At 72.5% G+C, this 12,599-nt stretch carries 10 protein-coding genes; 3 read left to right on the forward strand and 7 right to left on the reverse strand.

The window, feature by feature from the left end:
* Window positions 1–22: 22 nt before the first annotated feature.
* On the reverse strand, window positions 23–862 hold the full coding sequence (locus F9B16_RS20275) for an alpha/beta fold hydrolase (RefSeq protein WP_151541672.1): 840 nt from the start codon (window positions 860–862) through the stop codon (window positions 23–25).
* 86 nt (window positions 863–948) lie between these two features.
* Between F9B16_RS20275 and F9B16_RS20280 the strand changes: the two genes are divergently transcribed.
* Window positions 949–1,935 (forward strand): GlxA family transcriptional regulator, encoded by a 987-nt coding sequence (locus tag F9B16_RS20280; protein WP_151541673.1) that lies wholly within the window; start codon window positions 949–951, stop codon window positions 1,933–1,935.
* Between the two features lie 16 nt (window positions 1,936–1,951).
* Here F9B16_RS20280 and F9B16_RS20285 read toward each other — a convergent pair whose 3' ends face one another.
* Entirely contained in the window at window positions 1,952–3,085 is a 1,134-nt protein-coding gene (locus F9B16_RS20285) for a serine hydrolase domain-containing protein (protein WP_151541674.1), read from the reverse strand.
* A gap of 156 nt (window positions 3,086–3,241) precedes the next feature.
* On the opposite strand from F9B16_RS20285, the gene F9B16_RS20290 reads away from it, so the two are divergent.
* Window positions 3,242–4,021, forward strand: a complete 780-nt coding sequence (locus F9B16_RS20290; RefSeq protein WP_151541675.1) for an alpha/beta fold hydrolase — start codon at window positions 3,242–3,244, stop codon at window positions 4,019–4,021.
* 43 nt (window positions 4,022–4,064) lie between these two features.
* Here the strand turns inward: F9B16_RS20290 and F9B16_RS20295 are convergent, their stop codons facing one another.
* Window positions 4,065–5,363 carry a YncE family protein gene (locus F9B16_RS20295; RefSeq protein WP_225991796.1) on the reverse strand — a complete coding sequence of 433 codons (1,299 nt, stop codon included), beginning with the start codon at window positions 5,361–5,363 and terminating at the stop codon, window positions 4,065–4,067.
* Window positions 5,364–5,587: 224 nt separating this feature from the next.
* Here F9B16_RS20295 and F9B16_RS20300 point away from each other — a divergent pair, with 224 nt between their 5' ends.
* Complete coding sequence (locus tag F9B16_RS20300; RefSeq protein WP_151541676.1) at window positions 5,588–6,232, forward strand: TetR/AcrR family transcriptional regulator; 645 nt, start codon at window positions 5,588–5,590, stop codon at window positions 6,230–6,232.
* A 99-nt stretch (window positions 6,233–6,331) separates the two neighbouring features.
* On the opposite strand, the gene F9B16_RS20305 is transcribed toward F9B16_RS20300, so the two are convergent.
* The 4 genes from F9B16_RS20305 to F9B16_RS20320 all read right to left on the reverse strand — a co-directional run bounded on the left by F9B16_RS20305 (window position 6,332) and on the right by F9B16_RS20320 (window position 12,288).
* On the reverse strand, window positions 6,332–8,257 hold the full coding sequence (locus F9B16_RS20305; protein ID WP_225991797.1) for a TolB family protein: 1,926 nt from the start codon (window positions 8,255–8,257) through the stop codon (window positions 6,332–6,334).
* 212 nt (window positions 8,258–8,469) lie between these two features.
* Window positions 8,470–9,111, reverse strand: coding sequence for a TetR/AcrR family transcriptional regulator (locus F9B16_RS20310; protein ID WP_151541678.1), 642 nt, complete (start codon window positions 9,109–9,111; stop codon window positions 8,470–8,472).
* Window positions 9,112–9,271: 160 nt separating this feature from the next.
* Window positions 9,272–11,686, reverse strand: coding sequence for a glycoside hydrolase family 5 protein (locus tag F9B16_RS20315; protein ID WP_151541679.1), 2,415 nt, complete (start codon window positions 11,684–11,686; stop codon window positions 9,272–9,274).
* Window positions 11,687–11,787: 101 nt separating this feature from the next.
* Window positions 11,788–12,288, reverse strand: coding sequence for a hypothetical protein (locus F9B16_RS20320; protein ID WP_151541680.1), 501 nt, complete (start codon window positions 12,286–12,288; stop codon window positions 11,788–11,790).
* Window positions 12,289–12,599 lie beyond the last annotated feature (311 nt).

Here is a 12,599-nt window from a genome sequence, read left to right on the forward strand (position 1 = left end):
GACCCGGTACGTCGGCTGGAGGTTAGGGGGTGAAGAAGTCGATGAGGGCTCGGGCTATGTCGGTGGGGGCGTTCTCGGTGGGGATGTGGTCCGCGTGCGGGATGCGGACGAGCGTGGTCCGGGGGATCTCCGCGGCGAACTTCTCGGCGTACTCCACCTTCTCGAAGCCGTCGTCCTCGCCCCAGATCAGCAGTTTGGGCGTTGTCGACCGGCGGAGCGCGGGGACGAGGTCGAGGGTGTGGCGGCTGTCAGCCGCGCCCGCCATGGCCAGCCAGGAGCGGCGGACCCGCGGATCGTTCCACGGATCCACGTAGTCGGCGATCAGCTGCTCGGTGGCGGCATCGGCCAGCGCGCCCGCCACGGCCTCCCGGCGGGCGGCGAGCAGCTCGTCGGCGGTGGTCGCCGCGGCGACCTCCGGGTCCCGGAACCGGGCGACGTGGGGCGCCGGCCAGGAGTCGTAGAGGACCGAGTTGACCAGGGCCAGCCGGGGGATCTCCAGCCGCCCGTGGACGAGGAGACGCTGGGCGATGGCGCCGCCGATGTCATGCCCGGCCACGGCGACCGGCCCGGAGAGCCCCAGCGCGGACGCGAACCGGACCACCCAGTCCGCGAGGGCCGGGACCGTGGCCGTTTCCAGGGTGAGCTCGCCGCCCGAGCGCCCCAGCCCGGGAAGATCGACCGCAACGGGCCTTAGGCCTGCCTCCGCGAGGCGGCCCAGCACCGGGAGCCAAACCCGGCTCCAATACGTGCCGTGCAGCAGGAGCACGACCGGGCCGTCCTGCCCGGCGGTCAGGTAGCTGGCCGTTTCGCCGTCGACCTGGATCGCGCTCCTCCGCACGTCCGTTCCAGTGGTTTCGCTCATGGGACCACTGTGACCGGAGCCCGCTTCCCGAGCCGAGAGTCCAAAAAGACACCTGTGGGTATGTTCTTGCCACGAGTCGTCATCGGGTGGTGGCCCTGCTCAACCCGCCGCAGTCACCGTTCGAGCTCGCCTGTGCCGCGGAGGTCTTCGGCACCGTCCGGCAGGACGTGCCGGCCCGCTACACCTTCCGGGTCTGCGCCGAGCACCCCGGCCCGCTGCCGACCACGGCCGGCTACGCGATGCTCGTGGACGCGGGGCTGGCGGCCCTGGAGGAAGCGGACACCGTGATCATTCCCGGCTGGCAGCCGGCCGGCGCCCCGGCGCCGCCGGCCGTCACCGAAGCGCTGCGCGCCGCCCACCGGCGCGGGGCCCGGATCGTCGCGATCTGCACGGGCGCGTTCGTCCTCGCTCAGGCCGGGCTGCTCGACGGCCGGCGCGCCACCACCCACTGGCGCCACACCGGCCTGCTCGCCTCCGGCTTCCCGGAAGTGCAGGTGGACCCGGACGTGCTCTACGTGGACCACGGCGACGTGGCGACCAGCGCGGGCACGGGCGCGGGCATCGACCTGTGCCTGCACCTCGTCCGCTCCGACCACGGCGCGGCGTACGCCGCGCAGATCGCCCGGAACATGGTCCTGCCGCCGCACCGGGAAGGCAGCCAGCTCCAGTACGCGACACTGCCCGAACCAGCCCGGGCGGACGAGTCGCTGGCGCCGCTCCTGGAGTGGGCCGCGTCCCGGCTCGGCACCCGGCTGACCGTCGCCCGGCTCGCCGAGCACGCCGGGCTGTCGAGCCGGACGCTCGCCCGGCGGTTCACCGAGCAGCTCGGCACCAGCCCGGGACAGTGGCTGCTCGGCCGGCGCCTCGACGCGGCCCGGGTCCTGCTGGAACGGACCGACCTTCCGGTGGAGAGCATCGCGACCCGGGTCGGGCTCGCGTCGGCGGTCAACCTGCGGCGCCGCTTCCGCGCGCACCTCGGCACCACGCCCGGCACCTACCGGCGCACCTTCGGCGAACCGCCGCGCGAACCGGCGCGCGAACCGCCGCGCGAACCGCGACCAGCGGGTCGATAGCGCGTCGGCGCGTGGCTCACGCGCCGGCGCGGCAGAGTTCCCGCTCGGCGATGGAGAGGGTCTGCCGCCGCAGCGAGGGCTGCAGAGAATTGGTGTTCATGAGCAGCGTGACCCGGCGGTGGCCGAATTGCATCGCGCTGGAGGTGTACCCGTCGATGTCCCCGAGGGAGCCGTAGGCGGTTCCGCACGGAGCCGAGGCGATCGTCAGGCCGAGGCCGTAACCGATGCCGGGCAAGCCGACGGCGGCGAAGAACGCATCGGCTCCTGGCGTGGGCCGCTTCATCTCGGTGAGCAGGTGGCGGGAGAAGAGGCCGCCGCCGAGCAGCGCCCCGAGGAACCGGTCGACGTCGGCGCCCGTCGACACCATCCCCGCCGCCGCCCCGGCCGCGCCGGCACTCGTCCGGGTGGTCACGTCGATCGCGGGACCGGAACGGGGCGGCAGCGGAGCGGCGAAAACGTAACCGCGCGCCTGCCGGGGCGCGACCGCGGTCGCGGTGGGGAAGGTCGTGCCGGTCAGGCGGAGGGGGCGGATCAGACGCGTCCGCACCTCGTCCTGGATCGGGCGGCCCGTGACCCGGTGAACGATCTCGCCGAGGACGATGTAGTTGGTGCTCGAGTAGCGGAAGCCCGTCCCGGGCGCGAAGTACGGCGCATGCGCCGTGCCCAGGGCGATGAGCTGCGCCGGGGTGTAGGGGGCGCCGGGGTCGAAGCGGGGATCGTCCGAGTAGTCGAAGAGCCCGCTGGCGTGGTCGAGCAGTTCCCGCACGGTGATCTTCCCGGCGTTCGGGACCTGCTCGGGCAGCAGCCCCGCGATCGGCTGGTCGAGGGCGAGCTTGTGCTCCGTGACCAGCTGCAGTACCACCGCGGCCACGAACGTCTTGGTGATGGACGCGATCCTGAACCGGTCGTCGGGCCGCAGCGCCCGGCCCGCCGGGATGTCCGCGAGGCCCGCGGCCGTTCGCCGCGCCGCCCGCCCGTCGCGGCTCGTGACCGCGACCACGCCGGGTACGCCGTCGGCGTCGACGAGGTTCCGGATCTCCGCCCGCAACGGGGCGTCCCGGGACGGCGCGCTCATCGCGCGCGCCGGCGACGTGGAGGCGACCCCGACCAGCGCGGCGGCGACGAGGGCGGCACAACGCTTCAACCACATGCGCGTTCTCCTTCACGACCAGGCATGACCGCCAGAATCGGCGACCGCCCGGCCGGCCGTCTTGGAGGAATGTTCCGCGAGCGCCGCGGTCCCGCCGCATACGCAGACGGACATTTGTACAAGCCACCGGCCTCCCCCTGCGGCGACAGTGGGCGCATGCCCCATACCGGTTCAGGGATTTACTGGGAAGAGCACGGCGACGGCCCACGCACGCTCGTGATGCTGCCGGGGTTCGGCGCGACGGCCGAGCTGATGACCGGCATCGTGCGGCACCTGAGCGGATTCCGCGTCCTGGTCTTCGACCTGCCCGGACATGGCCGCTCCGTGCGCGCGCCGGCGGACGGGAGGCTGCCCGCGCTGGCCGCGACCCTGCACGACGCGATCAACGACGCGATCAACGACGCGGGGGTCGGCGCCTACGATCTGGCCGGCTGCTCGCTCGGCGGTGCGATCGCGCTGCGCCTCGCCCTCGACCACCCGGACGAGGTGCGCGCGCTGGTCGGCATCGTTCCGTGGAACGCCGCGGGGACGACCGCCGAGGACGAGGTGATGGCCGGTTTCGACGCCGTGTACGGCGACGCCGAGGCCCTCGCGCAGGGAGTGGCGGCGATCTCCGTGGACCCGTCGAAGACGTCCCGTCTGGCCGGCAGCATGCTGACCGTCACGGAGCGGATGTGGCACGGCTGGCTCGCCGGAGGCGCCCTGACGAGCCAGGCCGACGAGCTGCCCGGCTTGCGCGTGCCGACCTGCTACATAGTCGGCGGCAAGGACGTCGTCGTCGACCAGGCCAAGCAGCTCGACGACATCCGGCGCATCCCCGGGGGCCGGGCGGTCCTGCTGAGCGATCTCGGCCACCTGTGCGGTCTCGAAAGGCCCGGCATCGTGGCGGACGAGATCACCGCCTTCCTAGACTCCGTTCCGGCGGCCGGGGCATAGGGCGACCCAGCTCGCCCTATGCCCCGGTGTCCGCGAGCGGAGGTCAGCTCGTGGGGCCGGTCCAGCCGACCGGGACGTGGGCGATGCGGACGCGCTGCGGGTGGTCGCCCACGGGCACGGAGACGACCTTCTGCCCGGTGCCGAAGTCGATCGCGGTGACCCGGTCGGCGCCGCTCTCGGAGATGACGCAGTCGCGGCCGTCGCCGCTGACGGTGGCCCAGTAGGGCTTGGACGCGGTGACGAGCGGGCCTTCCTGGAGCGTGGCGCGGTCGACGACGGTGGCGTAGTCGTCCATGGTCCCGGCGACGCACAGCTTGGTGCCGGCGGGGTTCACGGACAGCCCGTGGTGCCGGGAGTCGTTGACGAAGGTGGTGCGGTCGTCGCTGGTCGCGGGGTTCTTCGGCAGCGTCTTGATGCGGGTGATCTTGTCGGTGGCGACGTCGTACTCGATGAACCCGTTGAAGAACGAGACCTGGAAGTACAGCTTGGAGAAGTCGGGGCTGAACACCGCGGGCCGGACGGCGTTGGACAGGTCCTTGCGGCCGAAGGCGTCCAGCCGCGAGCGCATGTCGATGGTCTTGACGACCTTGTAGGTGGAGGCGTCGGCGATGGTGATGTGCCGGTCGCCCTTGGTCCAGTCCAGGGACGGGTCGTCGAGGTTGGTGCTGACGTTCCCGATGGACATGTTCCAGATGTACTTGCCGCCGTTGGTCCAGATGTTCTCGTGCGGGGTGTCGCCGGTGGCGAACGAGCCGAGCTGCTTTCCGGTGGTGATGTCGAGCACGGAGACGGTGCCGGACAGCGACGACGACACCGCGACCTTGGTCCCGTCGGGCGAGACGGCCATGTGGTCGGAGCGGTAGCCGGGGACGGCGAACCGCCACTTGACCTTGTCGGTGGCCAGGTCGATGGAGACGACGTCGCCGAAGCTGGGCCGGGAGGCGACCAGGGCGGTGCCGTCGGGCGTGGAGTACAGATCGTCGACGAGCTGGTCGTGCCCCTCGCCGGGGCCCTGCTGGACGGCCAGGTAGACCGCGAGGTTGACCGGGTTGAGGTAGATCGCGGCGAGCCGCTGGGTCTTGTCGGGGACGACGTTGATGCGGCCGATCTTGGCGAAGGCGCCGCTGGACTCGATGACGTCGGCGGTGCCGTCCCAGTTGTTGCCGACGAACATCACCTCGCGGAGGGCGGGCGCCGCGTGCGCGGTGCCCGCGGTGGCGAGGGCGGGCGCGACGGCCCCGGCGGCCAGGACGGCCGCGGCGGCGATGGTCCGCAGCCGCCGGAACCCGCGGGCGGGGGCGGTCGCGGGGGTGGTCGGGGCAGGGGTGGGTGCAGCGTGCATGTCGTTTCTCCAGGGGGGTGGGATGCCCGGAACGGGCGGGAAACGGTGGAGCCGCTGGGTGGCGCCTTTCGGGCATGACCGGCCGGGTGGTCCGCCCGCCGCGCGCGCCCCTCAGTCTGAATACGGCCGTATTCAGACTTTCGTTACTGGATAGTAGGCAGGGCTGGGCGGGCGGTGCAAGACCCGTGCGGGAGGATTGTGCGCACCACCAGGTAGGGGGTGCAGTGGCGGGCAGGATCACCCCGGCGGAGGGCCGGTACGGCGGCAAGGACGCGGCCGAGCGGCGGGCGGAGCGGCGCGGGCGGTTCCGCGAGGCGGGCCTGGAGTGGTTCGGCGCCGGCCCCGGATTCCGGGCGACCCGGCTCGGCGACCTGTGCAAGGCGGCCGGACTGTCGACCCGCCAGTTCTACGAGGAGTACCGCACGCTGGAAGACCTGCTGGCCGATCTCCACCTGTACGTCAACGAGGTCGCCGAGAAGGCCGTCCTCGACGTGCTGCCCGACGTCCAGGACCTCCCCGCGACGGAGCGGATCACCGCGTACGTGCACGCCTACGTCAGGGGCGCCACCGGCGACATGCGCCATGCCCGCATCGCCTATGTCGAGATCGTCGGCGTCAGCCCCCGGATGGACCGCCAGCGCCTCGAACGCCGCGCGGTCTGGATCGACCTGGTGAGCCGGATGGCGGACGAGGCCGCCGAGCGCGGCGAGCTGCCCCCGGGGAACTACCGCATCGCCGCCGCGGCCCTCATCGGCGCCGTGAACGGCCTCATGCACGACTGGGTCGTCGGGTGGGTCGACGCGACGCTGGAGGAGATCGCCGACGAGCTCCTGCAGTTCGTCCTCGGCCGATACAAGATCACCATGTGAGCCCGTCCCGCAGCGGCTCGCGCCCCGGCCGGCGGAAGGCCCCGCCTCCCGGGTCGCGGGCAGGGCGGGGCCGCCGTGAACGGTGTTTCTCGGCTGCGGTCAGGTTCCGTTGGCCGGCTGGCGGTAGGTGCGGCCGTCGATGGTCGTGGTGAGCGTTCCGGTCGCTTGGAAGATGTTGGTGAGGACGTCGATGGTGAGGTGGAATCCGCCGGGGCCGGTCTTCTTGGTGCCGTGGTCCTGGCCGGTCTGGACGAGGTCGGAGTACCAGTCGAGCTTGTTGAGGGTGGGGCTGGGGTTGGTGGTCGTGACGCTCTCGGTGCCGTTGAGGATGTGCGCGCCGTCGTCGGAGTAGTTCCGGTAGGCGACGGAGACGGTGCTGATCGCGGTCTGGTCGGCGTTGCCGGTGATGGTCACCGCCGCGGAACCGGACCGCTTGCCGACCAGGGTGTAGTGCCCCTGCGGCGGGTACGGGCGCGCCGGGGTGGCGCTGCCCGGCACGTACGGCGTTCCCCACGGGACGGTGTCGGAGGCGACGGCGACGTGCCGGGGCTTGAGCGGCTTGCGGCTCGTGAGGTGGGCGATCATCATCCGCGCGGTGCGTCCGCCGGGTTCGGTCGAGGTCTCGCAGGGCAGCGGGTTGGCGCCGCCGCAGGCGGGCGGGACGGCGAGGGCCTGCCAGTAGACGATGCTGGTCCCGTCGGGCGACCAGCGGGGGTCGGCCCTGCCGTTCCAGTTCGGGTCGTTGATCGCGCCGGGTCCGCCGTCGCCGGCGGCGTTGATCTGCTGCCCCTGGTAGGCGCCGCGGTCGCCGTACCGGTCGATGAGGTAGGGCTGGAAGAAGCGCCGGTCCCCGTTGTTGCGGGTGGACGACACGGCGCTGGTGGTGATCATGTCCGTGACGGGCGGGATCGCGCGCATCGCGGCGAGGAACATCTGCCGGTCCGAGCCGCGGGTGTCCATGGCGACGGTCCATCCGTCGTCGGGTGAGATGGCGATCGGGTCGGTGTACTCGGGGTTGCTGGTGAGGCGGCGGACCTTGCCGGTCCGCAGGTTCGCGGCGAAGACGTCGATGTTGGACGACTCGTCGGGGTAGCCGATGTAGGAGACCTCGTCGCCGGTGCCGGAGAAGCCGCGCAGTTCACCGACCGACACGGTCTGCGGGTTGATCTTCAGCCGGCCGGGGTGGCGCTGTTCGACGGCGACGGGCTGCTTGCTCGGGGCGGGGTCGAACAGGCGGGTCACCTTGACCAGGTCGTAGCGGGGGGCCAGCGGTGTCCCGGTCTTGGGCGCGGGGTCGAACTTCAGCCGCGCGAAGTAGCCGTACTGGTTCAGCCTGCCGTTCGTGACGGTCGCGGAGTTGAACCCCAGGTGCACGTTGTCGGGATGCAGCCGCAGCTCGCGGATGCTGCCGCCCGCGCCGGACCCGTCGGCGGTGACGTTCCAGCGGATCGGATAGATGTGGACGCGGGCCGGAGTACAGGCGGAACTGGTGAGCTGGTACGGGCCGCAGTCGATGATGTTGGTGCCGGCCAGCGCGCGCCTGCCGTCCTTGAACGCCTGCGGATAGTCCATCGCCGAGCCGCGGCCGACCGCGTTGGCGTCGGGGACTCCGCAGGTGACGCACTTCCAGGCGTCGCCGTTCGGGAAGGTGCTCCCGTCCGTCTTGACGATGATGAGCTGCTCGCCGGTGTAGACGGCGGCCGGGTCGGGCGCGGCGGGCGCGCCGGTGAAGCCGACCGTGGCGAGGACGTGGTGCCCGTCGGGCAGGAAGTCTCCCGACTGCATGCTGGTCGCCTTGCCGATGCATCCGGTGCCGTGCGGGTTGACCGCCGGAGTGCACGAGCCCGCCGAGGTGGACGGCGCGACCGGCGGGAGCGGCAGCTCAGCGACCTTGATCGGCTCCGGCTTGGGCGCCGGTGGAACGGCCTGGCCTGGAGCGGCGCCGGCGGCGCGCCCGCCGGGAGCCGCCGTCGCCGGCGCCACCGCGCCGCCGATCGCCATCGCGGCGGCGGCGAGAACGGCCACGAGCGCTCGCGACCAGGTGCCGTGTCGAACGGTTCTTATGGAGTGTCGAACGGTTCTCATGGAGTACGGCCTCCAAGGGGGTGGGCGGTCGCGCGTCGCGCGACCATCGAATTCCATTCGCTTAAAACAAGAACTCCATTCTCACGAGGGATGGGTGCGCCCAGAGCCGCGGCCAGGCCGTGCCCCGGGAAGGCGGGAGGGTCAGCCGGAGGTCATGCCTCCGTGGCGGAAGAGGGCGAGGACGGGTCGGACGGCGCGGCCGGACCGTCGAGCAGGAGGCGCAGGGCGTGCTCCAGCGCCTTGCCGATGTCGAGTCGCGGGTTCAGCAGCCACTGCACCTGCAGCCCGTACAGCACGGCATGGAAGATCATCGCCGCGGTCTCGGGGTCGGGGGCGCCTTCCGGCGGCCCGGCCGGCACCCGCTCGCCCATCATCCGGGCGGTGCGGGCACGCGCCCGCTCGTAGCGGTCGACGAAGTACTCGTGGGCGGGATGATCGGACCGCGAGGCCGCGACCGCCAGTTCCGCCCACAGGCGCATCAGCTCGGGCTCCCGCTGATGGTCGCGGAGAAGGCCGTCGAAGAACGGTGCGGCCGCCTTGGCCTCCGACACCCGTTCCGAACCCCGCTCCCATTCCTCGGCATCGCGCTGCGCGAGCACGGCGGCGAGCAATTCGTCCTTGGTGCGGAAGTGATGCAGCAGCCCGGCGTGGGTGATGCCCGCCCGCTGGGCGATGTCGCGGAGCGAGGACTGCGCGAAGCCCCGCTCAGCGAAGCCGTCACGCGCCGCACGGACGATGTCGGCGCGCCGAGCGGCCGTCTTCGCATACGGTCCGCGCGCCTTGGCTGGACTCATCCGGCACTCCCGCCGCGGTCTCACCGGAAGGCGAGATCCGAATCGGTGATCGTCAGGGTCGCGCGGCCGGCCGTCGCACCGGCCGCAAATCCCGACCAGATGGTAACTATTCGCTCGCGCGAACGTCCAGCCCCCGCCGGGCGCCGGCTCCCGCCTGCGTTCAGCCGATCGTCAGCCGGTAGGAGCCGTGCGCGCAGCCGGTGACCCTCCAGCCGCCTTCGACCCGGCGCGCGCCGATCCCGTCGATGCCGGTCGCGGTCGGGGTGGGGCGTTCGTTGCCCGGCACCCAGACGTCCAGGGTGCAGCCGCCCGCGGACGACCTTCCGGTGAGCTGGAAACCCCGTGGCCGCGAGGACGGTCCACCGGGAAGCGATCGCAGCGAGGTGATGACGCCCGGGGCGGCGTGCGGGAAGGCGCGCGAGAGCTCCTGGACGGCGGCCGCGTCGCGGGGCAGGAAGCGTCCCGTCGCGCAGTCGACGTTGTTGAGTCCGTTACCGGTGGGTCCGGTGCCGTTCTGCGGGTCGCCGCACGCCTGCTTCCAGCCCCAGAACGCGCCGCCGATCGCGGCGTCGTCCTCCTGGCGGGCGTAGCGGTGCAGCCGGTCGGCCACCGAACCGTCGTCGCCCCAGAACCCCCATTCGCCGCTCCAGACCGGCATGTCGCCGGCGGCGCGGCGGGCGAGGACGAAGCCGTGCTCGACGGACGTCATGACGGGAAGGCCGAGCGAGGCGTCCATGGTGATCGACTCGGCGTACAGGTGCGGCGCGAAGACGACGTCGGGGTCGGCGGCGAAGGAGCCGCGCGGGACCGCGTCGAAGCCGGTGCCGGACCAGAAGATGCTCGGTTCGACGAACAGCGGGTGCGGGCGGCTCTCGGCGGCGCGGACCGCGCGCAGGACGCGGTCGTAGAAGCGGCCGAGCAGCAGCGTCGAGGTCAGCGGCGCCTGCTCGCCGAAGCCGGGTTCGTTGAGCGGGTCGAATCCGGCGACCGCGGGATCGGCGCCGAAACGCGCGGCGAGCATGGCCCACACCTTGACCAGGCGGCCCTGGACGCCGTCGCGGTCGTAGTAGAAGTTGGTGAACGCGCGGTCCCCGGCGGGCGAGATGTCGCGCCCGGTGAACTGGCAGCGGGGCGCGCCGTCGGCCTTCGTCGCCCACGCCGGCGCGCCGTCGTAACCGTCCATCCTGGACGTGCCCGGCGGGCAGGACGTCCCGCGCGGGGTGGGCGCGCTGCTCCAGCCGTCCTGGTGCATGTCGATGACCGTGTACAGGCCGTGCTTCTTCGCCCAGGCCACGGCCTGGTCGATCTGCCGCAGGTACCCCTCGTCGTACCGGGCGGGACGCGGTTCGATCCGCGACCACGACACCCCCAGGCGCACGACGTTCAGCCCGAGCGCGGCCATCTGGACGAAGTCGTCCTCGCTCAGCGGCAGCGTCGCCGGGACGCCCGGGCGCGGCGCGTAGAAGTCGACGAGCTGATTGACGTTCACCCCGCGAAGCAGGACCTGCCGTCCCTCCCCGTCGACGATCCGCGGCCGCTTCCCCCGCACGACCCGCAACGCCGACAGCTCCGTCCCGGACGCGGCGGCCACGGCCCTGCGGGGCGCGGGCGGCGGCTCGGGACGCGTGGCGGCCACCGCTCCCGCCGCCCCGGCCACCACGACCGCGGTGACCAGGGCCGTGGCGCGGGCCGTCCGCGCCGCGGGCCACCGGAACGCGCCTCGGGCGGCGAGGAGGGCGAGCAGCCCCGGCACCCAGCCGACGGCGACCCCCAACGACGCGCCCTCGCCGAGACGGACCCACAACGCGGCGGGCGTCTGCAGCGGAGCGCCCGGCCCGTCCACGACCACCAGCCCGGCGACCTGGACGGCCCCGAGGACGACGCCCGCCCACATCGCGGCCAGCCATCCGCCGAGGAAGGCCCCGGCGGCCGTCCGGGACCGGCGCGCGAAGGTCCGCTGCGTGCGGGCCAGCGCGAGGAGCAGGACCAGCAGGCCGAGGAGGAGCCCGGCCGGCCCCCCTTGCGGGGAGGCCGACGGCAGCCCGTGCGGCAGGTCCCGTGACCAGTGCGAGGACACCCACGGCCCGGCCAGCGCGACCACCGCGACACCGATGACCGCGATCGGCCAGTGCGCGCGGTGCGCGGGCTCGCCGTCCGGGCGCTCCCCCACCCGTACGGGAAGCGTCGCCGCGGCGGGGACCAGTCCGTACAGGGCCGCTTTGGGGACGGTGAAGCTCGTCGCCCACAACAGGTCGGCGACATTCAGCTCGGGCACGGTCGCCGCCAGCGCCATGACGGCCTTCGCGACCACGGCGGCCAGCACGAACCCCGCCCACACCGTCGCGAACCGCGCCCGCCGCCCGAGATGCCCGAAAGACTTCGCGGCGAGCGCCGTGCCCGCCAGCAGCAATGGCACGTAGACGGCCAGGGGCGCCACCTGCCATCGCGCGGCCGGCGTCACGCGCCCGGGCATCCCCAGCAGCGCGAAGAACCCGACCGGATCGATCAGCGCGCCGGCGACGAGCAGGACCAGGACCACGCCCACGACCGTCGGCACGAGCCGGCGCGAACCCATGCGATCTCCTTCACCGGGGACCGCCAAAATATATGAACAAGTCTCACATTTTCTAGCCTGTCCAACCGCGGAAGGTCGCGCGGGCCTGGTCGGGCCGGCGCCTACTCGCGCGTCGCGTGCATCTCCTGGAACAGCTCGAACTCGCCCTCGGGGCCGGCGCCGAACCCCTGCCAGTGGAACGAGGCCGGCGTGACGTCGGTGAACGTCCACCGCGAGCGCCTGCCCCCGGCGTCGGTCCCCTCCTGGATCATGCCGCCCGCGCCGTCGGGCCGGCCGACCTGGTGGAAGTACGAGGGAAGCTTCGGCGAGATCCACGTGATCTGCCACCGCCCGGTCGTGACGTCGTACATGCGGACGGTGGTGCCGGGAAACCGGCCGTGGAAGTCCGGGCAGAAGAGCACGTCCTGCACCACCCGGCCGCCCAGCGCCCAGCCGAATCGCCACTCGCCCCCGGCGGTCCGCCACTCCCCGTCCGGGAACCGGTACCGGTTGCTGATCTTCCACGTCCCGACCAGCCGGCCGTAGAGCATCAACGCTTCGGCGTGCTCCGGATCCGGGCCGTCCGCCGACAGCAGGTCCAGCATCGGATCACGAGACGGCACGACCATCAGAACCTCGAACCTCCAGCAACGGAACGCACGGAACCGCCAAAGATAACCCTCCCCTCCGACAACCCGAACGCCTTCCGCCGCACGAGGAAGCAGGACGGCGACGACCTCCAGATCGACCTGGACATCCGCGGCACCCAGGGCATGGGCCGCGTCCTGGACATCATCACGCGCTTCCTGAACCCCTGAGCGTCCCGAAGCCGCATCGCACGTGCCGCTCCAAGCACCGGCGGCGCAGGCGCACGCCTCGCGCTGGTGTTCCCTGAGCGCGGCCGTCCGGGTGCTGCCGTCGCCGGGTCGATGAG

The organism is Actinomadura montaniterrae (assembly GCF_008923365.1).
In the GTDB taxonomy this organism is placed as follows: domain Bacteria; phylum Actinomycetota; class Actinomycetes; order Streptosporangiales; family Streptosporangiaceae; genus Spirillospora; species Spirillospora montaniterrae.